25 protein-coding genes are annotated in these 25,860 nt (G+C 58.7%); 15 read left to right on the top strand and 10 right to left on the bottom strand.

All coding sequences use genetic code 11. The annotated features are described in order from the left end of the window. The 4 genes from G547_RS0104520 to dapE all read left to right on the top strand — a co-directional run bounded on the left by G547_RS0104520 (position 1) and on the right by dapE (position 3,311). Positions 1 to 591: a DUF4202 domain-containing protein gene (locus tag G547_RS0104520; RefSeq protein WP_027328818.1), complete on the top strand. Its 591-nt coding sequence runs from the start codon at positions 1 to 3 to the stop codon at positions 589 to 591. A 58-nt stretch (positions 592 to 649) separates the two neighbouring features. Then, a complete protein-coding gene (locus G547_RS0104515; RefSeq protein WP_027328817.1) occupies positions 650 to 1,000 on the top strand; it encodes an ArsC family reductase in 351 nt (116 codons plus the stop codon). 43 nt (positions 1,001 to 1,043) lie between these two features. Then, positions 1,044 to 2,078 (top strand): 2,3,4,5-tetrahydropyridine-2,6-dicarboxylate N-succinyltransferase, encoded by a 1,035-nt coding sequence (dapD, locus tag G547_RS0104510; protein WP_027328816.1) that lies wholly within the window; start codon positions 1,044 to 1,046, stop codon positions 2,076 to 2,078. Positions 2,079 to 2,180: 102 nt separating this feature from the next. Beyond that, on the top strand, positions 2,181 to 3,311 hold the full coding sequence (gene dapE / locus G547_RS0104505; RefSeq protein ID WP_027328815.1) for a succinyl-diaminopimelate desuccinylase: 1,131 nt from the start codon (positions 2,181 to 2,183) through the stop codon (positions 3,309 to 3,311). Positions 3,312 to 3,412: 101 nt separating this feature from the next. Here the strand turns inward: dapE and G547_RS0104500 are convergent, their stop codons facing one another. Continuing rightward, on the bottom strand, positions 3,413 to 6,391 hold the full coding sequence (locus G547_RS0104500) for a TonB-dependent receptor (protein ID WP_027328814.1): 2,979 nt from the start codon (positions 6,389 to 6,391) through the stop codon (positions 3,413 to 3,415). 263 nt (positions 6,392 to 6,654) lie between these two features. Here G547_RS0104500 and G547_RS0104495 point away from each other — a divergent pair, with 263 nt between their 5' ends. Continuing rightward, complete coding sequence (locus G547_RS0104495; protein WP_051234805.1) at positions 6,655 to 7,875, top strand: MFS transporter; 1,221 nt, start codon at positions 6,655 to 6,657, stop codon at positions 7,873 to 7,875. A gap of 59 nt (positions 7,876 to 7,934) precedes the next feature. Continuing rightward, positions 7,935 to 8,672: a lipoprotein intramolecular transacylase Lit gene (locus tag G547_RS0104490; protein WP_036187036.1), complete on the top strand. Its 738-nt coding sequence runs from the start codon at positions 7,935 to 7,937 to the stop codon at positions 8,670 to 8,672. Here the strand turns inward: G547_RS0104490 and djlA are convergent. Genes djlA through G547_RS0104475 form a run of 3 tightly spaced genes read right to left on the bottom strand, consistent with a single transcriptional unit; the run spans position 8,647 to position 11,716 of the window. Next, positions 8,647 to 9,450, bottom strand: coding sequence for a co-chaperone DjlA (gene djlA / locus G547_RS0104485; protein WP_036187254.1), 804 nt, complete (start codon positions 9,448 to 9,450; stop codon positions 8,647 to 8,649). The two genes, G547_RS0104490 and djlA, sit on opposite strands and share 26 nt — an antisense overlap. A 41-nt stretch (positions 9,451 to 9,491) precedes the next feature. Further along, positions 9,492 to 11,117: a protein adenylyltransferase SelO gene (locus G547_RS0104480; protein WP_027328810.1), complete on the bottom strand. Its 1,626-nt coding sequence runs from the start codon at positions 11,115 to 11,117 to the stop codon at positions 9,492 to 9,494. A gap of 47 nt (positions 11,118 to 11,164) precedes the next feature. Further along, complete coding sequence (locus tag G547_RS0104475) at positions 11,165 to 11,716, bottom strand: hypothetical protein (protein WP_211224499.1); 552 nt, start codon at positions 11,714 to 11,716, stop codon at positions 11,165 to 11,167. 362 nt (positions 11,717 to 12,078) lie between these two features. Here G547_RS0104475 and G547_RS0104470 point away from each other — a divergent pair, with 362 nt between their 5' ends. Then, on the top strand, positions 12,079 to 12,852 hold the full coding sequence (locus G547_RS0104470) for a proteasome-type protease (RefSeq protein WP_245573352.1): 774 nt from the start codon (positions 12,079 to 12,081) through the stop codon (positions 12,850 to 12,852). Here G547_RS0104470 and G547_RS0104465 read toward each other — a convergent pair. The 4 genes from G547_RS0104465 to G547_RS0104450 all read right to left on the bottom strand — a co-directional run bounded on the left by G547_RS0104465 (position 12,806) and on the right by G547_RS0104450 (position 17,272). Beyond that, positions 12,806 to 13,855, bottom strand: a complete 1,050-nt coding sequence (locus tag G547_RS0104465) for a zinc-binding metallopeptidase family protein (RefSeq protein WP_027328807.1) — start codon at positions 13,853 to 13,855, stop codon at positions 12,806 to 12,808. The genes G547_RS0104470 and G547_RS0104465 overlap by 47 nt on opposite strands. An 11-nt stretch (positions 13,856 to 13,866) precedes the next feature. Continuing rightward, positions 13,867 to 14,829, bottom strand: coding sequence for an alpha-E domain-containing protein (locus tag G547_RS0104460; RefSeq protein WP_027328806.1), 963 nt, complete (start codon positions 14,827 to 14,829; stop codon positions 13,867 to 13,869). Between the two features lies 1 nt (position 14,830). Then, positions 14,831 to 16,279 (bottom strand): circularly permuted type 2 ATP-grasp protein, encoded by a 1,449-nt coding sequence (locus tag G547_RS0104455; protein WP_027328805.1) that lies wholly within the window; start codon positions 16,277 to 16,279, stop codon positions 14,831 to 14,833. A 330-nt stretch (positions 16,280 to 16,609) separates the two neighbouring features. Then, positions 16,610 to 17,272 (bottom strand): 2OG-Fe(II) oxygenase, encoded by a 663-nt coding sequence (locus G547_RS0104450; protein WP_027328804.1) that lies wholly within the window; start codon positions 17,270 to 17,272, stop codon positions 16,610 to 16,612. A 337-nt stretch (positions 17,273 to 17,609) separates the two neighbouring features. On the opposite strand from G547_RS0104450, the gene G547_RS0104445 reads away from it, so the two are divergent. The 6 genes from G547_RS0104445 (at position 17,610) to G547_RS0104420 (ending at position 22,018) form a co-directional block, all read left to right on the top strand. Further along, positions 17,610 to 18,164 carry a PEP-CTERM sorting domain-containing protein gene (locus tag G547_RS0104445; protein WP_027328803.1) on the top strand — a complete coding sequence of 185 codons (555 nt, stop codon included), beginning with the start codon at positions 17,610 to 17,612 and terminating at the stop codon, positions 18,162 to 18,164. A 130-nt stretch (positions 18,165 to 18,294) separates the two neighbouring features. Beyond that, complete coding sequence (locus G547_RS0104440) at positions 18,295 to 18,567, top strand: hypothetical protein (protein ID WP_245573351.1); 273 nt, start codon at positions 18,295 to 18,297, stop codon at positions 18,565 to 18,567. An 80-nt stretch (positions 18,568 to 18,647) separates the two neighbouring features. Next, the gene (locus G547_RS22500; RefSeq protein WP_051234803.1) at positions 18,648 to 19,022 is read left to right on the top strand and encodes a Sec-independent protein translocase subunit TatA/TatB; all 375 of its coding nucleotides are present in this window, start codon (positions 18,648 to 18,650) and stop codon (positions 19,020 to 19,022) included. Then, complete coding sequence (tatC, locus tag G547_RS0104430; protein WP_027328801.1) at positions 19,006 to 19,791, top strand: twin-arginine translocase subunit TatC; 786 nt, start codon at positions 19,006 to 19,008, stop codon at positions 19,789 to 19,791. Before G547_RS22500 ends, tatC begins: the two co-directional genes overlap by 17 nt. 201 nt (positions 19,792 to 19,992) lie before the next feature. Further along, on the top strand, positions 19,993 to 21,393 hold the full coding sequence (locus G547_RS0104425; RefSeq protein WP_051234799.1) for an alkaline phosphatase PhoX: 1,401 nt from the start codon (positions 19,993 to 19,995) through the stop codon (positions 21,391 to 21,393). 34 nt (positions 21,394 to 21,427) lie between these two features. After that, positions 21,428 to 22,018: a PEP-CTERM sorting domain-containing protein gene (locus G547_RS0104420; protein ID WP_027328799.1), complete on the top strand. Its 591-nt coding sequence runs from the start codon at positions 21,428 to 21,430 to the stop codon at positions 22,016 to 22,018. A gap of 81 nt (positions 22,019 to 22,099) precedes the next feature. Here G547_RS0104420 and tatA read toward each other — a convergent pair whose 3' ends face one another. Next, on the bottom strand, positions 22,100 to 22,309 hold the full coding sequence (gene tatA / locus G547_RS20125) for a twin-arginine translocase TatA/TatE family subunit (RefSeq protein ID WP_036187034.1): 210 nt from the start codon (positions 22,307 to 22,309) through the stop codon (positions 22,100 to 22,102). A gap of 75 nt (positions 22,310 to 22,384) precedes the next feature. Next, on the bottom strand, positions 22,385 to 22,720 hold the full coding sequence (locus tag G547_RS0104410) for a DUF1820 family protein (RefSeq protein ID WP_027328798.1): 336 nt from the start codon (positions 22,718 to 22,720) through the stop codon (positions 22,385 to 22,387). Between the two features lie 182 nt (positions 22,721 to 22,902). On the opposite strand from G547_RS0104410, the gene miaB reads away from it, so the two are divergent. Together miaB and G547_RS0104400 are read left to right on the top strand one after the other, a co-directional pair. After that, positions 22,903 to 24,297 carry a tRNA (N6-isopentenyl adenosine(37)-C2)-methylthiotransferase MiaB gene (gene miaB / locus G547_RS0104405; protein WP_051234874.1) on the top strand — a complete coding sequence of 465 codons (1,395 nt, stop codon included), beginning with the start codon at positions 22,903 to 22,905 and terminating at the stop codon, positions 24,295 to 24,297. A 512-nt stretch (positions 24,298 to 24,809) separates the two neighbouring features. Beyond that, the gene (locus G547_RS0104400; protein WP_051234798.1) at positions 24,810 to 25,859 is read left to right on the top strand and encodes a PhoH family protein; all 1,050 of its coding nucleotides are present in this window, start codon (positions 24,810 to 24,812) and stop codon (positions 25,857 to 25,859) included. The last annotated feature ends 1 nt before the right edge of the window (position 25,860 follow it).

Here is a 25,860-nt window from a genome sequence, read left to right as displayed (position 1 = left end):
ATGACCAACGACAACCGCCTCGAACGGACCCTCGCCGCCTTTGACGCTGCCAACGCCGAAGACCCCAACCAGGAAATGGATCGAGGGCAAGCGCAACCCAAGGAGTGGCTCTACGGCCGCCGCATGAGTGAAACCCTGGCAACGTTCAAGCCGGATGCCTCTGAGCCGCTCCAACTGGCGGCGCGTTGCCAGCATATCCGACGCTGGGAAAGCCCGCGAAGCGACTACCCCGACGGCCGCGCCGGCTACAAGAAATGGCGCAGCCAGCTCGCCCTTTTTCACGGCACCGTCGCCGGCGAGATCATGGCCGAGCACGGCTACGATGACGCGACCATTGCCCGGGTCAAAGACATGCTGATCAAACGTCAGTTGAAACGGGATCCGGAGGTTCAAACCCTGGAAGATGTCATCTGCCTGGTGTTTCTGTCCTACTACCTCGATGACTTCGCCCAAAAGCACGACGAAGACAAGCTGATCGACATCATCCAGAAAACCTGGCGCAAGATGTCCGAAGAGGGCCATGAAGCCGCCCTGAAGCTCCCCCTGTCCGAACCCATGTCCCGGTTGGTCAAAAAAGCCCTGGGGGCCTAAGCGAGCGTCCCGGTTTTTTGCTATCATTACCGGTTTTGCGAAACCGGTAGGACCTCGTATGTCAGCCATTACCCTCTACGGCATCAAAAACTGCGATACCGTGAAAAAAGCCCGTCGCTGGCTGGATGATAACGGTATCCCCTATCATTTCCACGACGTGCGGACCGACGGGCTCGACGCCGCCCGCGTCGATGCCTGGCTGCAAGAGCTGGGGCTGGACCTGATCAACCGCCGCAGCACCAGTTGGAAGGCCCTGGACGAACAGACCCGCGACGCGTTGAACGTCGATAACGCGAGGGATGTGATTCTGGCCCAACCCACCCTGATCAAACGCCCGCTGCTGGATGCCGGTGGAGTGCGTCACGTCGGCTTCAAACCGGCCGAATACCAGGCCCTACTGAAGGCCTGATTCATTTTTTTCTTATCCGCAATGCAGTAAACAGGACTTGACCATGACTCAACTCTACAGCCTCGGCCTCGGTGTCGGGACCCAAAACCTGAAAAACGAGTGGCTGGAAGTATTCTATCCGCAACCCTTGCTCAACCCGGAAGCGGCCACCGCCGAGGCGGTAACCAAAATCTTGGACTATCAGGGTGGCAATCAGGTCATCGAGCTGGATGTGGACAACATGCAGGCACTGGCAGAGGCGCTGGAGCAGGCCGGTAACAGCGAGCAGGCCGCCATCGCCCGTTCGTTCATTCACAGCAAGCGCCCCCTGGTCGCAACGCTGCTGGCCGAGGATAGCGCCCCCCAGTCCGTGCCCGAGGGCTACCTGAAACTGCACCTGATCTCCCATCGACTGGTGAAGCCCCATGGTACGGATTTGACCGGCCTGTTCGGGTGCCTGCGCAACGTGGCCTGGACCAATCAGGGCGCGGTGGACCTGGAAGAGTTGCCCGAACGCCAGCTGCAGTCCCGTCTGGCCGGCGACCTGTTGGAAGTGGCCTGCGTGGACAAGTTCCCGAAAATGACCAACTATGTGGTGCCGCAAGGTGTGCGCATCGCGCATACCGCGCGAGTGCGCCTGGGCGCCTACCTGGGTGAAGGCACCACCATCATGCACGAAGGGTTCGTCAACTTTAACGCCGGCACCGCCGGACCGGGGATGATCGAAGGGCGTATTTCCGCCGGCGTATTTGTCGAGTCCGGCTCCGACCTGGGTGGCGGCAGCTCCACCATGGGCACGCTCTCCGGCGGTGGCAACATCGTGATCTCCATCGGTAAAGAATGCCTGCTGGGCGCCAATGCCGGCACGGGGATTCCACTGGGTGACCGCTGCACCATTGAATCAGGACTGTACATCACCTCGGGCACCAAAGTGGCCGTTCTCGATGACCAGGGCCAGGAAGTGAACACCGTGAAGGCGCGGGAGTTGGCGAACCAGTCGGGCCTGCTGTTCCGTCGGAATTCGCTGACGGGTCGGGTGGAGTGTGTCACCAACAAGACCTCTGTACAGTTGAATGAGGCGTTGCACAAAAACAACTGATGGCCGCGGCGGATGCGCTGCGCTCCGAAGCGTCGGACCAATCCGCCCTACGCGAGCGCATTTCGCCACCCTCTGAGTAATCTGTTTCACCAGGCATAGACTATGACCCCTACCCTTGAGCTCGCCCGGGATCTGATCAGCCGCCGTTCGGTCACACCCGAGGACGCCGGCTGCCAGGACTTGATGATTCAACGCCTGGAGGCCATCGGTTTTACCGTCGAGCGGCTGCGCTTTGCCGAGGTCGACAACTTCTGGGCGACTCGCGGCTCCAGTGGACCACTGCTCGCCTTCGCCGGTCACACCGACGTCGTGCCCACCGGCCCTGAAAGCCAGTGGCAGCACCCGCCGTTTGAACCCATCGTCAAGGATGGCATGCTTTACGGCCGCGGCGCGGCGGACATGAAAGGCTCGCTCGCGGCGATGCTGGTCGCGTGCGAAAACTTCGTTAGTACCCACCCCAACCACAAAGGCCGTATCGGTTTTCTGATTACCAGCGATGAAGAGGGCCCCTCGATCAACGGCACTGTGAAAGTCGTGGAATGGCTCGAAGCGAAAGGCGAGAAAGTCGATTGGTGCATTGTGGGGGAGCCGTCCAGCACAGAGCGTGTCGGTGATGTCATCAAAAACGGGCGGCGCGGCTCGCTCGGCGGCATTCTGACGGTCAAAGGGGTGCAGGGGCATGTGGCCTACCCTCACCTGGCGGACAACCCGATTCACCGGGCGGCGCCAGCACTCGCGGAGCTGACCGCTCACCAGTGGGATCAGGGCAATGACTTCTTCCCGGCCACCAGTTTTCAGATCTCCAACATCAACGGTGGCACCGGTGCCACCAATGTGATTCCGGGCTCGGTGGAGGTGGTTTTTAACTTCCGCTTCTCCACGGAAGTCACTGAGGCGGAGTTGCGCGAACGCACTGAAGCCATTTTTACAAGCCACGAGCTGGACTACCAGATCGACTGGAAGCTCAGCGGCCAACCGTTTTTGACCGCCGAGGGCGACCTGGTAGAGGCCGTTGTGCGCGCCGTGGAAAAAGAAACCGGCCGGAAGCCTGTCCTGTCCACCGCCGGCGGTACATCAGACGGCCGCTTTATTGCCCCCACCGGCGCTCAGGTAGTAGAGCTCGGCCCCGTCAACGACACCATTCACAAAGTGGACGAATGCGTCTGTGCCGAGGACCTCAACCGTCTCACTGAAATGTATCGGTCGACGTTGGAGAATCTGCTCGGCGCTTAACCCCAAGCCGCCGTACCCATAAAAAAACCCCGACGTGGATACCACGTCGGGGTTTTTTATAGTCGGTTTGGTTTAGCTCGGCATCCCTGCCTTAGTGTCGATTAAAAGCGTACGCGCACCCCGGCCGCCAGACGACGCTCCTGTGCCGCCACGGACTGGAACTGACTGTCAAACTGCGCGTAGTTACGGTTGCTGGTTTCCGTCAGGTTGGTGCCCTGCAGGTAGACGGTGAAACTGTCGTTGATGTCATAGTTCATCGAGGCGTCCAGGTAACCGGCCGATTCAGTCCAGTTGCCCATATCCAGCGCCACTTCACTGGTGAGCACCCCGACTTGGCCCTGGTAGATGTCGCTGCGCCAGTTGTAAGCCAGACGCGAGCTCAACTTCTCCCCTTGATACCACAACACCAGGTTGGTCTGATGCTCGGAGTTGGACGGCAGAGGGAAGCTCTCTCCCAGCAAGTCTTTGTCCCCGGAGTCGCTGTCGGAGTAGGTGTAGTTGAATTCAACACCGGTATCGGACAAAAAGCCCGGCAGGAACGTCATGGCCTGACGGTAGCCCAGTTCGATCCCTTTCAGATCGGAGGCCGCCAGGTTTTCGCTGACCCAGACGTTGACCGATCGACGTACGACGCCGTCTTCATCCGGGTATTCACGGTTTTCCTGAACTGTCTGAGTGGCGGTATCCACTTTGATCAGGAACGCGGCCGCTGACAGCAACCCGCCCTCATTGAAGTACCATTCGGTAGAGAGGTTATAGTTGCTGGCCTGCCAGGGCTCGAGATCCGGAGTGCCATAGTCATCCCCACCACCGACGCCCCAGAGGCGATCGAAGCGACCGTTGTCATCCTGCTCGCTGCCGGTCTCCGAATAGACCTTGTACTCCTGGAACCAGAGCGCTTCGGTTTCGCCGACGTTGGTCAGGTCATTGCGTGCCATGGTTTCGTTGTAGGACAGGCGGACAATCACTTCCTCATTCGGGTAGAAGTTGATGTTCGCCATCGGGAGCACGTGATCAAAGCTGGCTTCGTGGGTCTGGGTATCGAGCAGCTTGTACACCACCTGGTAGCCCTGAGGGCGCCCCAGAGTCGCTTCGTAATTGCCGCCGTAATAGTTGCCCGCTTCCGGCACAGCACTGACGTCGGTGACCGCGGTCACGACTTCACGCTCGGTGTTGACCACCCGCACGCCGATATTCCCGTCAAACGGCACACCGAAGAGGCCGGTGTCGTTGGTGAAGTTATACTGCGCGTAGGCGGACGTTTCGTCCTCGGTCACGGCGTATTGCCGACTCGGCTGATTGAAACGCTGGGTACCGTCATAGATCAGGTTCATAAAGCCGGCAACGTCGTCCATGCTCTCCGGATCGACAGCGCCAACCCCGTTTTCCCAACCCTTAAAGGGACCGAAGTCGTTGTAGGCGATCAGCTCAGCCTGGAGCGCCTCGAATTGCGGAACGCCCTGATCCGGATTGCCGAAGAAGCTGGTCCAGTCTGGATAGCGCTGCCAAACATAATCACCCTCAAGCAACTCACCGGAGGGGTTGCGGGCAGTCGGCGTCATGTAGATAAAGTTAGCGGTTTCCACATCACGGCTACTGAAGCGCACACCGAACTCAATGGAATTCAGCCCTTCGTTGTCCAGGTCGTAACGACCGTCGGCGCGGAAAGTGTTCAGCGTGGCTTCCTGATCAAAGCCGTCGGCAAACGCCTGGAATTGGGACAGATGGTCCGGATGGGACATATCGTCATCAAGTGTGAACACCGGGTATTCGGGGCGGTAATCCACCGAAATATTGAACGGCCCGCGGCGATCCAGAACGCCATCGCTCTCCCGGTCAATGGTGTCCCAATGTGGGGTGGCCTGCTGCAGACTCACCTGCTCGTACAAACGCTCAGCTTCCCCGCCGTTGTACTGAACAGAACCAGAAAACGCTGTCCCCGGCTCGAAAAACAGCTTGATACTGCCGTTGAGTGCCTCGGTGTGGTTCTGGTAACTGGCACTGGTTGCTTGAAAGTCTGGCGCCTCCACTTGGGCGAATTGCACTGTATTCAAAGTCCGCTCGGGCAGGTCGCCCGTTGCCGGCAACACGGTCACCGGCGTCGTTAGACTGCCCTCACGCAGTTGATCGTAACTGTTGTCATTGATGTACAGGAAGCGACCTTCCACGCCACGATCAATCTGGTCCATTTTGTTGTAGAACAGATCGGCGGTCAGGGTGAAAGCATCACCCATATCCATCTGGAAAGACGTGGCCACCCCGTCGCGCTCACGCTCCATAACGTAAGATTTCACCCCGAAGGCGCCAGGCACCAGATAGCGGTCATTCAGGTCGCCATTGCCATTGATGTCCAGCGGGTCCCCGCCTGAGGTCGTAAAAGCCAGCCGCGTGGTTTCATCCATACGGTAATTGGCGGAGTTGGTCAGGGTGTTGAACGCCGCCAGAGTGAAGCCCACGCTGCCAGTGTTAAAACCGACAAAGGCATTGACGTTGTGGTTCGGATCCTCGGTCATGGACCCTTCGGAGGTTTCCAGGCCCACACTGGTAGTCCAACCTTCCGGCATCGCCAGCGGACGACGTGTTTTGAGGTCAATAACCCCGGAGATACCGCCTGACAGGGTGGAGGCCGACTGCGACTTGATGACATCAACGGAAGACACCATACCCGCGGGAATGTCTGTGTAATTGGCCTGAACATCGGTGATGGACCAGGGGCTCAGAAACTGCTCGCCATTGAGCGTGGTCAGCACTTGTGGCATACCCCGCACGTTCAGGCTGGTACCTTCCCCGGCTTCGCGTTGAATCTGCACACCCGTCACCCGCTGAAGCGAGTCGGCAATGGTAACGTCCGGCAGTTTGCCGATGTCTTCCGCCACAATCGAGTCGACGATGTTGACCGAGTTTCTCTTGACGTCCACGGCGGCTTCCTGAGAGCCGCGGATGCCCACGACCACCACTTCTTCCAGTAAAGCCTGCCCGCCCGGCAGCATCTGCGCGCCCGCTACGGCAGGAAGAGCAGAGACAGACAGGGCGGCAATACAGTGGCTCAAACGACTTCGGGGTACTTGCTTGATGGTCATGACAGATCCTCTTAAACGACTATTCCAGGGAGCAAAACGAGTGTAATGGTCAAAAAGACAAAAACAGGCGCCATTCTTATATATTGTTATAAAGACTACAAGTCGACAATTCAGATTTGCTATAACAATTTGACGCAAGTCACAACATTTGCCACACAAACCGTTTTAAGCGCAGCCCGGACCGCCGGTTTATAGGAGGAACGCTTTCCTTTATAATTACACCTCCGCTTTTTGTAACGCCCATCCAACGCAGGCTCTTCCCATTGCGTAACTACGCCCGTTTCATCGTCCAATCCTGGCCACTATTGGCTTTTGGCTTCCTCAGTATTTTCTGGGGCAACTTCGGTCAATCCTTCTTTATCAGTTGGTACGGTGCGCCCATCCAGGAGTCTCTGGGCTTATCCGCCGGTCGCTACGGCTCGCTTTACTCCATTGCCACCCTGAGCAGTGGGTTACTCATCATGGCCTTCGGTGGTTGGATTGACCGGGTGCCGCTTCGGTTTTTTGCCGCCCTGGCCGCGCTGGGGCTGACCCTGGCCGGCATCGTCATGGCACTGGCCTACCACCCGTTGATGCTGCTGTTGGGGTTGTTCCTGATTCGTTTCTGTGGTCAGGGCTTGATGCCGCACACGGCGCAAACCACCATGACCCGCTATTTCGATTCGGACCGGGGCAAGGCCTTGAGCATCTCCGCCAGCGGGGTGCCGGTGGGGGAAGTGATTCTGCCGATCGCCGCCGTTGCGTTGATCACCGCCATCGGATGGCGGGGCAGCTGGGGCGTAATTGCCCTGAGCACGGTGGTGATTTATATCCCTTTCATGTTGTGGCTACTCGGGAAAGCCCCCGTGGATACCCGCAGCCGCCCGGTAACCGCCAATTCCGACAAGCTCAAGAAAAGCGCCGGGCGAATCGACATGTTGAAGGACTATCGCTTTTGGCTGGCGCTGCCCACGGTACTTGGCGGTCCTTTTATGGTCACCGGGATTTTCATTCACCAGGGCTTTATTCTCTCGGAGAAAGAGTGGACGGCGGCCTGGCTGGCCAGTTGCTTCATCATTTACGGGATCACTCACTGGCTGACGCAGATGGTTACCGGCGTGCTGATCGACCGATTCAGTGCGCAGACAGTCCTGCGGTGGGTACTGGTGCCCCTGATGACGGCCGTATTTGTGCTCGCCCACCTGCAGGGCAACTGGGTTGCCCCGTTGTTTATGATCCTGCTGGCCATGACCATCGGCTCGGGCAGTCCCACCGGGGGCGCGCTCTGGGCGGAAGTCTACGGCACCGCAAAACTGGGCTCGATCCGCTCGCTGATGAGTTCATTGATGATCATCTCTACCGCGATTTCCCCCTTTGTTCTGGGCGTGCTGATCGATCAGGACCTGGGCCTCAAGGAGATTTTCGGCACTATCGGCTGGGTCCTGCTGGCCGCCATCGTTCTGGTCCAGTTCTCCTACAAGCCGGAACGACTTCAACAGCCCTGAGGCTTCCCTGAGCCGTCAACTCTTGGCATGATGCGGGTTCCACGAACCGGGACTCGCTCATGCTCACACAGTACTTTCATCGTTTCGCCCTCTGGCCCCTGCTTCTGATCAGCCACTTTCTGGTGGCCAGCCTCCTGGCCTGGCATCTGCTGGCCAAAGTTGATTTCGGCTTTGCCTGGGCCTACCCGCTGATGGACATCCAGACTCATATTGAACGTTTCGGCCCCCAAAACCGTTACAAACCCGGCTTTGGGAAAACCGACAAAAGCGAACACCTGCGCCTGTTCGGGGAAATTACCGAAAGCATTCAGAACCGGGGAGAGGGGCTCGACGAGATCCGCTACACACTGCCCAACGGCCGGCAAACGCCGCTGATGCGGGAGGCCGAGGTGATTCACCTGGAAGATGTTTCTCGCCTTGTGACATTGTATTACGCGGCCGGGCTGGGCGCCGGGGGGCTCTTTCTGATTTTGGTGGCCTACGCCTATTGGCGGGCCCAGAGGCCACCCCGGGCGGGTCGTATTCTGGGGGTAACCGGAGTCAGTCTCTTGGCAGGAGCCGCCCTTTTAGCGCTGATCGGGCCAAAGAAGGTGTTCTACTGGCTGCACGAACACGCCTTCCCGGACGACCATGAATGGTTTTTCTACTACCAGGACTCGCTGATGACCACCCTGATGAAGGCCCCGGACCTGTTCGGATTTATCGGGGTGCTTCTGCTACTGCTGACGCTCCTGCTCTGGAGCGCCTCCGGCGCGCTGCTCTGGCGTTTGCTCAAGCGCGCGCCCGTTCGGTCTTGATCAGATCATAAGCCTTGCTGATTTCCTGGGAGCGTTCCGTCGCCTCTTTGACCATATCCTCCGGCACGCCCTGCCCCATCAGTTTGTCCGGGTGATACTGGCTCATCAACTTGCGATACGCCTTCTTGATCTCGGCATCGCTCGCCTCCGCAGAAACACCGAGGGCGTCATAGGCCTTCTGGAGCTGGTCCGCGCTCGATGGGCCGCCGGCGCCCCCTTGATACTGCCCACCGCCAAAGCTGTTCTGCGCCTGAATCATGCGCAGCAGCTGTTCAAACATTGCGGCTGAAATGCCCAGACCCTGAGCGATGCGGCGCAGGACGTCGGCTTCTTGCTTGTCCAGCTCGCCGTCGGCCAGAGCAATGTTGACCAGATAGATCAACAGCATCCGCACCAGGTTCGAGCGCCGGCCGCACACCTCACGAAAGCGGGCCACTTGCGCGTCTGCATCAAAATCGGCCTCCGCCCCCTCCTTGAACAGCGCTATGGCTTCCTTGCGATGCTCGGCGGTCAGCCCCATCTCCGCCATGTAGGCTTCGGTCTGCTGAACTTCGGACTCAGACACCCGGCCGTCCGCTTTGGCCAAATGGCCGAGCAGCCGAAACACGGTCTGAAAGAATGTCTGCTCAATTTCCCGGCGGCGCTCGGGTGACCCCTCCGCCTGAATCTGGGCGTAGCCCTTGTCAAACATATGACCGATAAAGAGCCCAATCAGCGCGGGAATAATGCCGCCGATATACCAGCCGAGCACGGCACCGATCAGTTTGCCGAAAATCATCATGGTGAGGTTTTATCCTTCTGAAAGCATATTGAGTGGGCTTAAGAACTGCAGGAAAGCATGGAGCAACCGGCCTTGTCCCGAGCCCACTCAGGGCGCCGGGCAAAGTAGTGTTGATTCTCCGGTTGCTCGTCATAAGGACGGCGCAGCAGCGCCTGGAGTCGGTGAATTTCGGAGAAATCCCCCTGTTCGGCCATATCGATGGCCTGCTGCGCCATATAGTTGCGCAACACGTACTTCGGATTGGTGCGGTTCATGCGAGCCCGTCGTTCGCCCGGCTCAGCGCCGTGGACGACCGTATCCCGCACCAGACGATCCCGGTAACGGCGCAGCCAATCGGCCATCAACTGTTCAGCGTCACTGGAAGGCGCCTGGTAATACGCATTGGTAATCACCGAGAGCAGGGTTTCATTACCCCGGGGATCCTCCTCCTGGTCGGTCAGAGGGTCGAAGTCCGCCAGGTTACGGAAGAAGATGGTCATATCGGTTTCCGCTTCCACCAGGGCCCGCTGCAGGTCATTGACCAACTGCCCATCGGCATCACCTTCCCAGTGCGCAAGGCCCAGCTTGTTGGCCATATCCCGCTCCCAGCAACGCTGGTACTCCTTGCGGTACAAGTCCATCACGGCCTGAAGCGGCTCGACCTGTTCCACCAGCGGATAGATCGCGTTGGCGAGCTGGGCGAGATTCCAGAGGGCCACCTGCGGCTGGGCGCCAAAGCGATAGCGACGGCCTTGGGCATCCGTGGTATTGGGGGTCCAGGTGGGGTCATACCCTTCCAGCCAACCATAAGGACCGTAATCAATGGTCAGCCCCAAGACCGACAGGTTGTCGGTGTTCATCACCCCATGGACGAAACCGACCCGCATCCAGTGCGCGACCATTTGTGCCGTGCGGGTCGCGACTTCTTCGAGCCAGCGGACGTAAGTCTCCGGCCCCGGCTCACCGAGATGGGGAAAGTCAGCCTCAATGGTGAAATCCAGTAACCGCTTTAACAACGCATGTTCTTCCCGAGCGGCATGCAGCTGGAAATTTCCGAAGCGGACAAAGGAAGGTGCCACCCGGCAGACCACGGCACCGGGCTCCTGCTGGGGGTTGCCGTCATAAAACATATCCCGCTCAACCGAATCGCCGGTCAACACCAGGCTCAGGGCACGGGTGGTCGGCACGCCCAGGTGATGCATGGCTTCACTGCAGAGGAACTCGCGAACCGAGGAGCGCAAGACGGCCAGGCCATCAGCGCCGCGAGAATACGGGGTCCGGCCGGCCCCCTTAAGCTGCAGGGTCCAGTGCTCACCCTCGGTGTTGAGCAGCTCACCGAGATTGATGGCCCGGCCGTCTCCCAACTGCCCGGCCCAATGGCCGAACTGGTGGCCGCCGTAAGCACTGGCGTGGGGCTCCATGCCCTCAAGCAACTGGTTGCCCGAGAAAACCTGGGCGAACGCCTCACTTTCACAGTCTTCGCGAGACAACCCAAGGCGCTCCGCCACCTCATGGGCGTAGGCCACGAGCGTGGGGTTGCTGGCCCGACGCGGGGTGACCCAACTGTAACTGGCACCGACGACCTGCCGCGGGACATTGTCCATCACCGGGTCGGCGGGCAGCGCACGCAGCCAGCGATTGTCGAAATGGGGGGCGGTATTGAAACGAGCGAAATCTGAGGTCATGGGGCCAGTATATCATCTGACCCCATGGCTAGCGCAGGGGGGGGGTATCAGGTGCGACGGCGTGCGGCCCAGAGGCCGAGCAATCCAATGGCAAACAGGGCCAGGGCGCCGGCTTCGCTTAAGTTCACCAAAGTATTTCGGTACTGAAGACCATCTATCGAGAATAGGCCTCCGTAGGGGTCAATCACCAGACGCGACACATTAGTGAACGGTGTTCCCACCCAAAGAGGCGAGGTTCCAATCGTCTTGTAGCCTGTGGTACCAATCACCTGGTTCGAACTATCGTACGCGGTCAATTTCACCCAGTAAGCACGCGAACGTAAATCCGGCGCCGCCAGGTAAAGCCCAAGAAGATCGAACGGATTGGTACGACTGATAACAAGATTGGAGGTCAGGCCGGCATTGTACAAAAACTGCACACCGCTGTTGGTAATGCCACTGAAGCCGGGCATGGAGGTGTGCCCCAGAGCCCAGCGTGCATCCCACTGAAACCCCTCATAACGCTGCTGAGCGACCGAGCCGTCTTCCGCATCGATATCGTCAAAACCGATCGTGCCAGCGCTCGCTACGGGGACCAGAAGAACCAAAGTTAGAGCCAAGCCCCAAAAACAAACGTCCAGAAAGTTACTCTTACCTTGCCTGATCATTTCGCCATCCAATTGAAGCCACTGTACGTAGGTGGTTTTAAGCGCCACCCGCTAGGCAAAGAAAAGCAATTTTAGCGCCAGCTTTATAAAACCCTATAAAAACAAAAGGTTACGTGACGCAGCTCACAAAACCTCCCCTAAAAGATGTTTTTTGCGCCACTCTATGTAAAAAGCCCCGACAAACAATCCTCCCCGGCCTTCCCTACACCCCGCACCACAGGCGGCTCCGTCGACCCAATTGACACCGCCTGTTCCGGCATCGGACGCACCCGTCTCTTGACGCTCCGATGGACTGCTCTTAACCTAGGCGCCCTTTGAGTTACTGGGCGTCCAACAATATGACCTATTGCCTGGCCATCAACGTCAACAACGGCTTGGTGTTCTGTTCGGATTCGCGCACCAATGCTGGCGTCGACCGGGTGAGCACTTACAGCAAGATGTACCGCTTTGGAGTGGAGAACGAACGCCAGTTTGTGGTGCTCTCCGCCGGTAACCTCGGGACCACGCAGGCCGTGGTCTCACGTCTCAAACGAGACATCAAGGATGAAGCTGAAACCAGCCTGCTCACCGTGGAGTCCATGAGCGATGCGGCGGAATACCTGGGCGAGATCAATCGGGCCCAGCAGGAGAAACACGCCGACAACACCAGCGGCGCCAACTTTGAGGCGAGCTTCATCATTGGCGGCCAGATACTCGGGGAAAAACCCCGGGTCATGATGGTCTACCCCGCCGGCAACCACATCACCACTTCCAAAGACACCCGCTACCTTCAGATTGGCGAAAGCAAATACGGCAAGCCCATTCTCGACCGTATTTTGACCGCCAAGACCGACCTGCACACCAGCGCCCTGTGCGCCCTGGTCTCGATGGACTCCACCATGCGCAGTAACCTGACGGTCGGCCCGCCGATTGAGCTGGTGCTGTACGAGAAGGACGCCTTCAGCGTGCAGCACAGCCGCTTCGACGAAGATGACGAGTATTTGAGGGAACTGAAAAAGGCGTGGGACGCCCGTTTGGTGGAAGCCTTCGTTCAGCTTCCCGCTATTGACTGGCGGCCTGAATCACCTGATGAATCATCCGAAGTTTAGTGACCACGGTGTCAGTCAGCACAAACGGATAGGCATCCGCCAGCCCCATACTGCGGTTCAGGGCGTTGAGTACCACTGTCAACTCCACCCACTGGTCCACCAGGGCCTGTAACGGAATATCCCTGGTCGAGGTAGGCACGTTGACCCGCAGGCCGAAGGCCGAGGCAGTCTCCAGCGTGTCCCGCATGTGCAGGTAGTGCGCCCAGGTTTCCGCCCAGTCCTCTGACGGGTGGGAGCTGGCATAGGAACTGATGAAGTGCTGCTGCCAGTCGTTGGTGCGCCCTTTGGCGTAGTGACGTCTGAGCGCCTGCTGGTAGTTGATGTCGGGGTCGCCGAACACCTCGACGAATGACGACTGCCAATCCGTGCCACGGACCAGAAGTTCATAGTAATAGTGGCCGCTCTCATGGCGAAAGTGGCCGAGAATGGTACGGTAGATCTCACCCAGCTGCTGGCGCGTCTTCTCGCGGTAGGCGTCGTCCGCCTCCGCCAGGTTCAGTGTAATCAGTCCTCGGGCGTGGCCGGTGGCCACAAAGGACTCCCGCACATTGGCGTTCGAGCGGCTATCCTCCAGAAACGCAAATTCCAGCCCCAACCCGCCGGTTTCCTGGGGCCCCTGCACCGGCAGGCCCAATTGGATCAGCGTGTACAGCAGGTGGCGCTTGGCCGACTCCAATTTGGACCAATGCCGGACATTGCCGGCGCGCTCCAGGTGGGGCACCACTTTATTGAGACGGCAGGAACGACAGTAAGGCTGGGGGTCGTCCTCCGACAACACCCAGTTGCAGGCGCGATACTGGGTCCGGTTGCGACAATCCCGAACACGGTGACCGGCTTCGTCAACCAGCCAGGCCTCGCCCTCGAGTGCCGAGCCGTCGTCGGCAGTGGTCAACGCCACCATGGCGTGTTGCTCCGGATCGAAACGCAATTGCCGGCCACAGGACAGGCACTCGGTGTTATCGAAATAGATTCTCTGCCCGCAGGTGCAGTAAAAGTCTTTCATAGGGCGCGATACTACTCGCTTTCGACCAACGGCGTTACCGGCAAAAACCAGGTTCCGGCAATTTGCCGGTGAACATCAGCGATTTCCAACTGCAGATGATCGATGTATTCCTGCAATCCATTTTGCAACAGCTCGGGAATATTCGCCGTGCGCACACGCCGCCGGACTCCGGTGACCGCACGCAACGCCTCATCGCTGTTGGGAAGCTTCTTCAGGAACGACTCCAACTCCCCCAGGCTGTGGGACACCGCCCGGGGAAAGAGCGCATCCTGCAGCAAAAAGGTCACCACGTCCTCCGCGTTGACCCGATCCTGTACGTGCTGGCGATACATCTGGTAGGCGCTGAGTGAGCGCAGGACGCTCATCCACAGAATGTTGTCGTAGGGCTCCAGCACATCCTCTTCACCCAACAGGTGCGGCAGCAGGTTGGCGGAACCGGCGTCGACGATACGGGTGGTCATATCCGCTCGTTCCAGATTGCGGCCAATACGGATAAAGTCATACGCGCTGTTGTGGCTCATGCAGCCCGCCAGCAGACCAGTGAACTGCTGAATGCTGGTGATCACGGTGTGCAAGGTGCGGTTGCGCTCACGTCGGGCCACGGATTTGGACAGGTTGTCCTTGACCTCGAGATAGAGGTTGTTGATCAACTCCCAGCCTTCCATGGGAATAATTTCCCGGGTAATACGTGCGTTTTCCCGGGCCCAGCTCAAGGTATTCAACAACGAGGAGGGGTTGTCCCGGTCGGAGAGCATAAAACGCACGACCGTGCGCTCATCCGCCTGGTCGGTATCCCCCCGATTAAAGTACTTCCCGGTGCCACTGATGTGAATCAGCGAGCCCCAGCCCACCCGGATGCCTTTGGGCAGGTCCATCAACAGGTGGGAATTGACATTGACCAGGCGCGCCATGTTTTCGCTGCGCTCCATGTAGCGGCCCATCCAGTAAATACGCTCGGCGACTCGTGAAAGCATCTTATTTATCCCCCTCTACCACGACCCAGGTGTCTTTGCTGCCACCGCCCTGGGAGGAGTTGACGACATAGGAGCCCTTGGTCATGGCGACCCGAGTCAAGCCACCCGGCGTGACGTGGTGCTCTCGCCCCTGGAGAATGAAAGGCCGCAAATCGATATGCCGCGGCTCGGCGTTGCGCGAGGTCACCACCGGCGAGGTGGACAGGGCCATCAACGGCTGAGCCATGTAGTTGCGGGGGTTCGCCTTGATTTTCTGAGCGAACGCTTCGCGCTCTTTCTTGCTGGCCTGGGGGCCCATCAGCATACCGTAGCCGCCGGACTCGTTCGCGGGCTTGACCACGAGCTTGTCCAGGTTGGCCAGTACATAGTCCCGGTCTTTCTTGTCGTTACACAGGTAGCTGGGCACATTGGGAAGGATCGGGTCCTCGTCCAGGTAGTATTTGATCATTTTGGGGACATAGGTGTAGACGAGTTTATCGTCCGCCACGCCGGCCCCCGGGGCATTCGCCAGGGCAACATTGCCCTTGAGCCAGGCGCGCATCAAGCCGGGCACGCCGAGTACCGAGTCCGGATTGAACATTTCCGGGTCCAGGAAAAGATCGTCGATCCGGCGGTAGATCACATCCACCCGCGCGAGCCCGTTAATGGTGCGCATGTAGACAGTATCGTCTTCTACCACCAGGTCGCAGCCTTCGACCAGCTCCACCCCCATCTGCTGGGCGAGGTAAGAATGTTCAAAGTACGCCGAGTTGTAGATGCCCGGCGTCAACACCACCACTTCGGGAAAATCCAGTGGACGAGGAGAAATCGCGGCCAGGGTATCGAACAGCTGGTTGGGGTACTCGGTCACCGGAAGAATGGCATGGTTTTCAAACAATTCGGGCAGGACCCGCTTGGTGACTTTGCGGTTCTCCAGCATATAGGACACGCCCGAGGGCACCCGCAGGTTGTCTTCCAGCACGAAAAACTGGCCCTTGTGATCGCGGATCAGGTCGGTGCCGCAGACATGCGCCCAGACGCCCAGCGCCGGCTTCATGCCGACACATTCGGAGCGGAAGTTTTTGGAGTCGGCCAGCAGCTCTTCGGGGAAGACGCCATCTTTGATGATTTTGCGGTCGTTGTAGATGTCGTCGATGAAGCAGTTGAGGGCCGTCAGGCGCTGGATCAGGCCGCGCTCGGTTTTTTCCCATTCTTTCTGGGAGATTACGCGGGGGATGATGTCGAAGGGCCAGTCCCGGTCGATGTTTCCGGCATCACTGTAGACGGTGAAGGTGATGCCCATGGTTTTGATGGCCAGCTCGGCGGAGAGCTTGCGCTCTTGCAGCTCGTCACTATTGAGTGAGGCGAGGTAGTTGGCCAGGTGGCGTGCCGCTTTGCGCGGGTTGCCGGGGGAGCTGATCAGTTCGTCGTAGAAGTCACCACACGCGTATTCACGCCAGTCAATCTGCATAGCCGGGTCCCTACTGCTGTGAATGGGGCGCGTCGCGGGCCAACGATGGGAAGGTATGCTGGCTTGTTACAGCGCCATGTCCTTTGACGATATCATCTCATTCCACAAACGCCAAGCTAAGCGGTGATCGAGACCGGTGAGGGGAAGGTGCAGGGGGTGGAGACCCGCCGTAAACCCATCCATGGGGGCTTCTCATCGGCATCCATGCCTCAGAGAGTCTCCACCCCCTGCACCTTCCCCTCACCTCAGTGCCATATTTGTACTTTCAGCGTAGGGTTGGTAAGCCTTTTGAAAAAAGGCGCACCTACCACATCATGCCCCACAAAACCTCTAACGGGCCGGGTCCGCCGCCCAGGTCGAGCTGTTGTTGACACGGAACCAGCCGGCGATGCTGTTTCGCTCTCTCTTGGCCGGCAGCACTTCATGGGGAAAGACTTCGCTGAGGAAAATCACAAGCTTGCCGTATTCAGGCAGTACTCGCTTGATTTCGCTCTCATCCTTTTCATCATAGATGACCAACTCGCCCCCGTCGCTCGGCTGCCACTGGGGGTTCAGGTAAAAGACGGTGGAGAGCACCCGGTTGGAGCGCCCCTTGAATGCGTCCACGTGTTTTTTGTAGAAAGCGCCGGCGGGGTAGCTGGCGTAGTGGGCTTCGTAGTCGAACAGCCCGAGGAACAACCGACGGTTGAGGCCTTCGCGCAGGGCGTCCATCCAGGCGAGGAAACCGGCGGCTGCGGGGCTTTCGCCGTTGAGCCAGCAGATTTCGTCGGAGCGCACGAAGCGGTTGACCTGGAAGTCGTCCTGACGGCCGATACCCGCCGGTTTGAAGTCCCAATCCCGCCGTTGTTTTAGTTCGATGAACAGAGCGTCGACGATCTCGGGGGGCAGGGCTTGGGGCATGAGGGCGTAACCTTGCTGTTCCAGTTGGTCGGCAACGGTGTCGAGGAGTTCCGCCTCGGCGGGGGCGAAGGAAGGGGCAGTCTGGGTGTTCAATCAGGGATCTCTCAAGTGAGGCTGTAAACAGCTCGCTATATACACCAAAACCCTCGGGTTACCTAGTTATTTTTTATCACTTTTCGCCGCGCACACTAGCCCGCAGATTCTGCGCCGACGTGTTGGCACGCATTGCAGCGGAATACGCAAAAATACCGCCAATTGGTGACTCAATTCACACTACGCCGAGTCTTCATCGAACTTTTTTACGAGCGTAACAACTGACCACTAGGCTCTGAAGTGAAGCGAGGCGTTCGTCTTTTGGTGATTGCGCCACTGCAACACCGGGAACGTTTCCCACTTCACGAGCTCGCCATAGGTACTGAAGGAGGGTCAAATGAAAGTGTTAATGGCTACACTGACGTTGCTGTTCATTTCAACGACGGCGCAGGCGTTGCCTGTGTACTATGACGGAGAAATCTCCACCTCGGGAGAGTACTCCGGAACGGTCGGAAACGGCGAGGAGTTGGGTTTCTGGGGATTAAACGTTTCCGCGGGGCAAACCCTGTCCGTGGCCTTCAACAGCTTTAGCGGCTGGATAGGTGCAGCCGGACTGTATGAGGGGGAAGCGGACGGTCTGGACGTGGTAGCCAGTTTCTTCGGTGACGAAGAGGCACTGGGGGCCACGACCTATCTGGGGGCCAGCCAGCAAACCGAGCTGGACAACTCCCTGCAGGGTTTCACCTTTGCCAACGATGGGTTCTATACCCTGGCGCTTGGTGGCATCGGCTGGGAGGACCGGCTGGACTACGCCATTGATGTCACATTGACGTCCACATCCGTACCGGAGGCCAGCTCTCTTCTGTTGCTCGCAACCGGTCTTCTGGGTGTGGTTGTGCTGCGCAGACGGCAAAAGCATACCGAGCAGACCGGAGCTCTGACCGCCGCCTAACGAACCGCATCAGCAGCAGGGACGCTGCATTCTACCCACTCCTCACGCCCCAATTTCCCGACCCACCCGTCCCGCGTTACAATTGCCCACTGAACGGTCCAACACCCACGAGCCAACAAGACGCGCTTGTATGAAACAAAGCTGGCGCCAGGCGCTGAAACACCACTACACCGGGACTTTGGAGCAAGGCTTTCGCCAGTTCCGCCAGGGAGTGTCATTCTTCTTTCTCGGACTGGTGGGTCTATACATCGCCCAGTCTATGCTCAAACCCTCCCTGACTCAGGAGTTGGTAGTGCTCGCCAGCCTTCTGGTAGGCGGCGCCGGCTTCATTTGGGCCATGATGGCCCACTTGCGGATGCTGATCGGTCGGCTGATTCGTTTCTTCTCCGGCTCTGACGACTAATACGCTCAGCGCTCTGTCACCGTTTGGTCACAGCCCGCTGGCAGACTGCGCACATTACCCGAAACAGGGAGTGCGCTCTTATGTTTGATCTCGGCTGGGCTGAGCTCAGTTTTCTTGCCGTTCTGGCATTGATCATTGTCGGCCCGAAAGACCTGCCAAAGCTGGCTCGCGGAGCGGGCAAGCTATGGAGCCGTATACAGCGACTCTACCGCCACTCGCTTCAGAGCATCACCCGCCTTGAGAACGAAATCGAGCTGGCCAGTGGTCCGGATCAACGCCGCGCGCCCTCCCACTACGATCTGTTGCCCGAACATGTCCGCCGCACCATGGAAACCACCGAGCCCAGTCGGGACCCGGAGCAGGCCCGGAAAGCCGACGAGATGTACCGCCAGGCCATGAATGAGCTGCGCGAGAAGCAACAGAAGGAGGCCGAAACCAATGAACAAGGAGAATGATCTGGACCTGAGCCGGGCTCCCCTTCTGGCGCACCTGGTCGAGCTTCGCAAGCGGCTGATGGGCTGCCTGCTGTTCTTTGCCCTGGTCTTCGGACTTTGCTACTGGCAAGCGGAAGCCATCTACAATTTTCTGATGCAACCCCTGGTGCAGGTCTTTGGTGACCTGACCGAACGCCGGATGATCTACACCGGCTTGCACGAGGCGTTTCTGACGCATCTGAAACTGTCTTTTTTTGCCGCGCTGTTTTTCACCCTGCCGCTGATTCTGATTCAGCTCTGGCGCTTTATCGCCCCCGGACTATACCGCCAGGAGCAACGCTGGATCTCCCTCCTGTTCTCCATGACCCCGGTGCTGTTTTTCGCTGGCGCGGCACTGGCGTATTACGTGGTGTTCCCCCTGGCATGGAATTTCTTCCTGAGCTTTGAATCCGGCGCAGGAGAAACCGCCATCCCGGTGCAACTCGAAGCGAGGGTGAGCGAGTATCTGGGGCTGGTCATTCGCCTGATTCTGGCCTTCGGACTGGCCTTTGAGCTCCCTGTAGTACTCCTTTTGCTGGCGAGGGTCGGCATCCTGGATGCCCGCACTCTGGCGGAGAATCGCCGCTATGCCATAGTCGCGGTGTTCGCCGTTGCCGCCGTGATGACACCTCCGGACCTGATCTCCCAGATCGCCTTGGGTTCCCCGGTTCTGCTGCTCTACGAAGCCTCTATCTGGTTGATTCGATTGACGGAAAAACGGGAAGCGCAGGAGGCTCAGCAGGCCGGTTAGGACCCCACCAAACTCCTCTCGGGAAAGCAACAAAAGTGTATTAAGCAAAGAGGGATAAAATTCTAAAAAGATCTAAACAAAGCCAAAATTTGACGTTCTTGTCATAAAAGCTTTCACGGGTTTTCACATTCGGAACGTAACCTCCCAAGTTGAGCGAAGCTCACTGCGACATGTTCAACACTCTAACTCAGGAGATTACCCGTGAATCATAGCCCTATTGAAAAGATCCGTACAACCGACACTCCGGTCGAGCCCATCGTCAACCGCCGCGAGTTCATGAAAGGTGGGGCCGCCGGCGCCGCCGCCATCTCGTTTGGTGCGCTGGCCAGCAACCACGCCAACGCCTTCAGCCAGGACTACGGCCCGGTTGCCCCCGTCGCTGACGACGTCACCGGCCTGCCCTTGCTGCAACTGCCCAAAGGCTTCAGCTATCGCTCCTACGGCTGGACCGGTCAGATGATGCAGGATGGCAACACTACGCCGGGCTCTCACGATGGCATGGCCGTTGTCGCCTCTCAGGGCAACACCGTGGTCATGGTTCGCAATCACGAAGTACGCGGCGGCGGCAGCGCCGTGCCCTCCCCGGCCATCTACAACCCGGCCGGCCTGGGCGGCTGCTCCAACCTGATGTTTGATGTCATGAAAGGCCAGTGGCTTGCCTCCTACATGAGCATCAGCGGCACTTCCACCAACTGTGCCGGCGGCCTGACGCCCTGGGGAACCTGGCTGACCTGTGAGGAAACCACCGCCAGCTATGGCGACATGACGCACGGCTGGGTGTTCGAGGTGCCCGGCTTCGGCATCGCCAACCCCACCCCCATCAAGGACATGGGCCGTCGCGCCCACGAAGCCACCGCCACTGACCCGGTCACCGGCTATGTCTACCTGACCGAAGATGCGGGCTCCAGCTCCGGCTTCTACCGCTACCGGCCCAACGAATACGGCAAACTGCTCTCTGGCGGCACCCTGGAAATGCTGAAAATCAAGGACATGGACAATGTCACCATGCAGAACAGCTACGCCGACGGCACCGCCTGGGACACCGAATGGGTCACCATCGACGATCCGGAATCCATCGAACCACGCAACTTCACCCAAGGCTTTGCCAAAGGTGCCGCCCGCTTCGCTCGGCTGGAAGGTTGCTGGTATGACACCGGTCTGGTGTTTTTCGCCTCCACCAGCGGAGGTGGTATCGCTCGCGGCCAGATCTTCGCTTACGACCCGCGCCGGGAAAAAGTCACCCTGGTGTTTGAAACCCGCAACGAAAACACCCATCCCGTTTCCCCGGACAACCTGGCCGTCAGCCCCCGCGGTGGCATTCTGGTGTGCGAAGACCGCAGTGGCCCGCTGTCACGCCTGCTCGGCCTGAACCAGATCGGTGATGTGTTCGAGTTCGCCCGCAACAACATCGATCTGAGCGCCTCGGACATCGCCATTGCCGATGCCCATTTCCCCGGGGTTGCTGATGCCATCGCTCCGCGCAGCTACACCGGCTCTGAGTGGTGCGGCGCGACTTTCCATGACCGCTGGTTGTTCGTCAACCTGCAAAGCCCCGGCATCACCTTTGCCATCACCGGCCCCTGGAACCAGGGCATCCTGTAACCCGACCGTTCATCACTCATCAAAGGAGTACCCGATGAAAACCTTAGTCACCGCATTTGCACTACTAATGTTTACCGGTGCCGCTCAGGCCCTGCCGGTTCATTACTACGGAGAGATCAATGGCAGTGGCGAGTACCAAGGTACCGTCACCAGCGCCAACGCCTGGGCCAATCCGCCTTTTGGGTTGAACCAGACCGGCCAACAGATCAACCTCTGGGGCCTGAACGCCAGCGCCGGTCAGACCCTGTCCCTGGCCGTGAATAGTCTTGACGGCCTGGTGGGCGGCTTCAGCCTCTACTATGGCGAAATCACCAACAACAATCTGCTGTTCGGTCAATTCGATAACGACGGCAGTGTGGGCGGAGCCACTTATCTGGGCGGCACCAGCACTTTCGGATGGGACAGTTCATTGAGCGATATTCTTCTGGGTGAAGACGGCTTCTATACGCTGGCCGTGGGTGGCAAGAGCTTCGGCTTCGGTAACGAGTATGACTACACCATGGATGTGGCGATGACCTCGGTACCGGAAGCCAGTTCACTGCTGCTGATGGCCACCGGCGTCATGGGTATCGTGGCCCTGCGTCGGCGCCAGAGTAAGCGAGAGCAGGCTGCACTGCGCGCGTAACCGAGTTCCCGCAAGGCCGGCAGGGACGCCGGCATCCTCTTTGGCACACCTCGCCTTGACTCCGATCGGAAAGGGATAGAACTAACGGGGGGCCTTGTCCTGCTCGGCATCACTCTGTTTCAGGTGGCCCGATGCGGGTTCTTCTTTGTCATCGCCGTCGTCCGCCACGCCTTTTTTGAAGCTTTTAATGCCGTCGGCGAGATCTCCCATCAACTGGGGAATTTTGCCGCGCCCGAACAACAGTAAAAACAGCACCGCCACCAGGGCGATCTGCCAGACACTCAATCCCATCACAAGCCTCCTCAAATGAAGCATTATCAAGGACTCAATTCTGACAGAGGTCTGTGACGCTGGTGTTTCAGAAAATCAACTGTCCGAACCCGGGCGGGGCATAAAGTTGCCATGGGGGAACTGGGCGACCTTGTCACCCTTGAACTCGCTGATTTTACCCGTGCCTTCTTTTTCCACCTCATCGATGCGCACAATCGAGTGCATCGGAATGTAGGAGCGTTTGACACCGGCAAACTCGTTTTTCAGCTTCTCTTCAGAGGGGTCCACGACCACCTGACTGCGCTCACCGAAAACGAACTCCTCGATTTCGATAAAGCCGTACATTTCACTCTGGTAGATGGCACAGGCGAAAATCTCATAGACCTGTCCCTGGTTGAGAAAAATGACTTTGTAGACGGGTTTGACAGCCATAGAACAACTCGGGTGATTCAGACAAAACGAAAGGGCGCGAAGAATAGCACAAAACCGCCCGGGAACAGACGGTTTACGGGTGAATTTTGAGCAACACCGCCTCACGGACCTGTGATTTGAGCGCTAAGATCGCTATAATGCGCGACCTTCATTATTGCACACTTTTTAACCAGGTTGTTGCCATGAGCACCGAAACCACAGCCCAGGCCTCCTCGCCCAAAAGCCAGCCGAAAAAGCTCTACATCAAGACCCACGGCTGTCAGATGAACGAGTACGACTCCGCCCGCATGCGGGATCTGCTGGGCGAGTCGCACCAGATGGTCTCCACCGAGAACCCGGAAGAGGCGGATGTCATCCTGATCAACACCTGCTCCATCCGGGAAAAGGCGCAGGAAAAGCTGTTCCACGAGCTCGGCCGCTGGAAGTCACTCAAAGACGCCAAACCGGACCTCAAGATCGGGGTCGGTGGCTGTGTGGCCAGCCAGGAGGGCGAAGCCATCTCCAAACGGGCGCCCTTTGTGGACATGATTTTCGGCCCCCAGACCCTGCACCGTCTGCCGGAGATGATCGAAACCCCGCGTGGCGACAGCGCCGTGGTGGATATCAGCTTCCCCGAAATCGAGAAGTTCGACCATCTGCCGCAACCCGACTCCGACGGTGTCAGCGCTTTTGTCTCCATTATGGAGGGGTGTTCCAAGTACTGCACCTTCTGCGTGGTGCCCTACACCCGCGGTGAGGAAGTCAGCCGCCCCGCCACCGACGTGCTCGCGGAAATCGTCCATCTGGCCGGTCAGGGCGTGCGCGAGATCAACCTCCTGGGGCAGAACGTCAATGCCTACCGGGGCGAGAACAGCGATGGCACCGTGGTCGATCTGGCCGAACTGATTACCTACGTCGCCGCCATCGAGGGCATCGACCGGATTCGCTTTACCACCTCCCACCCGGTGGAGTTCAGCGATTCACTGATCGACGTCTACAACGACGTCCCCGAGCTGGTGAGCCACATCCACCTACCGGTCCAGAGCGGCTCGGACCGGATTCTGATGGCCATGAAACGCGGCCACACCGCGCTGGAGTACAAATCCAAGTTGCGCCGCCTGAAGGCCAACCGGCCGAACATCAGCTTCTCCTCGGACTTCATCATCGGCTTCCCCGGCGAAACCGAGGCCGATTTCGAGGCCACTATGAAGCTGATTCACGATATTGGCTTCGACACCTCATTCAGTTTCATCTACAGCCCTCGCCCCGGTACCCCGGCCTCGGATTTGCCGGATGACACGCCCATGGCGGTCAAAAAGGAGCGGTTGAAGATTCTGCAGACGCGGATCACCCAGCAGGCTCAGGACATCAGCCGTAAGATGGTGGGCAATACCGAGCGGGTGTTGGTCAGCGGTTATTCCAAGAAGGACCCGGGGCAGTTGTCCGGGCGCACGGAGAACAACCGGGTGGTGAATTTCCGCTGCGATGATCCGGCGCTGATTGGCAAGTTTGCGGACATCCTGATCGAGGAAGCCCTACCCAACTCCCTGCGCGGCACCCTCCTGAGCTCCGAACTGGACCAGGATTGGGCGGCTTAACTTACGTTATTTTTGAAAGTGGGCAGGTTGAGTTAGCTTCGTAGGAGACCCGGTCGCGCTACCGGGTGAAGCCTTCTCAAAACGCGATGAATATGTCCCTATAGCTCCCTCACTTCGTCCCTGAAGTGAGGGTTTGAGAAGGCTTCACCCGGCATCACGCCCTCCGAGGTAGATTCACGGTTCAGAGCCACTGCCGGCCCTTCCTCCAATGGACTGATGGCACGGAGGTCCGGGAAGGGGAAGACCTTTCAAGACCGTGGAGCGTGGGATTCGCGATTCGAGCCCCCAGGGATGGGTTTACGGCGTGTCTTGAAAGGTCTTCCCCTTCTCGGACCGGACTCTATGACGAAGCCACCCGAATTAATTGGCACAACGCGCGCTCTTCATGGTTTATAACCCAAAGTTCATAAAAACCTTGGACTAAGAAACAAACAACCGAAAAATCGCCTTTTCGCCGCCGGTTGAATGGTTTAGGCTTTAAGTAACACCAGAGACAGGAGAACGACACCTCATTGAATAGTCACGCAGTAACCAGCCCAAAGACCGTCACCCAGCGTGTCACGCTGGAACCCGACGACAATCGCCGACTCGCCAGCCTCTGTGGTCAATTCGACGAGCACCTCAAGCAAATTGAATCGCGCCTCAACATCGAAATACAGAACCGGGGCAACCAGTTTGCGCTCACCGGCAACGCCAAAACCACCGAAACCGCCGCCGAGCTGCTCAGACACCTCTACCGCGAAACCGACCAGGCCGAGCTCACCCCCGACGAGATCCACCTCGCCCTGCAAACCTCTGGCATCGAGGCCCTTATGGACCAACTGAACGATCGCATCTCCGGCGAAGGCAACGCCGAATCCGGCACCGGTGGCGAGGGCGCGGCCAGCGGCATGACCCTGATCCGCACCAAAAAGTGCACCATCAAGCCCCGCGGTGGCAATCAGCAGCAATACGTCAAGGCGGTTCAGACCAACGACATCAACTTCGGCACCGGCCCGGCCGGCACCGGGAAAACCTACCTCGCCGTGGCCTGTGCGGTCGAAGCACTGCTCAAAGACGAGGTGGAGCGGATCCTACTGGTCCGTCCGGCGGTGGAAGCCGGCGAAAAATTGGGTTTCCTGCCCGGGGACCTGGCCCAGAAGGTCGACCCCTACCTGCGCCCCTTATACGACGCCCTGTTTGAAATGCTCGGCTTCGAGACCGTGGGCAAGCTGATCGAGCGCAACGTGATTGAAGTGGCGCCCCTGGCCTATATGCGTGGCCGAACCCTGAGCAACGCCTTTGTGATTCTGGACGAAAGCCAGAACACCACCCGGGAGCAGATGAAAATGTTCCTGACCCGAATCGGCTTTGGTTCCACGGCGGTCATCACCGGTGACCCGAGCCAGATCGACCTGCCCAAGGGCCAGAAATCCGGCCTGCGGCACGCGATTGATGTGCTCTCGAACGTCAACGGCATCGGCTTTACCCACTTCACCGCGAAAGACGTGGTACGCCACCCTCTGGTTCAGCGGATTGTCGAGGCGTACGACGCCTTCGACGAAAACAATCCGGACGACTGAG

It is taken from the genome of Marinimicrobium agarilyticum DSM 16975, from assembly GCF_000423345.1.
In the GTDB taxonomy this organism is placed as follows: domain Bacteria; phylum Pseudomonadota; class Gammaproteobacteria; order Pseudomonadales; family Cellvibrionaceae; genus Marinimicrobium; species Marinimicrobium agarilyticum.
This window is presented reverse-complemented; position numbering and strand designations above follow the sequence as displayed.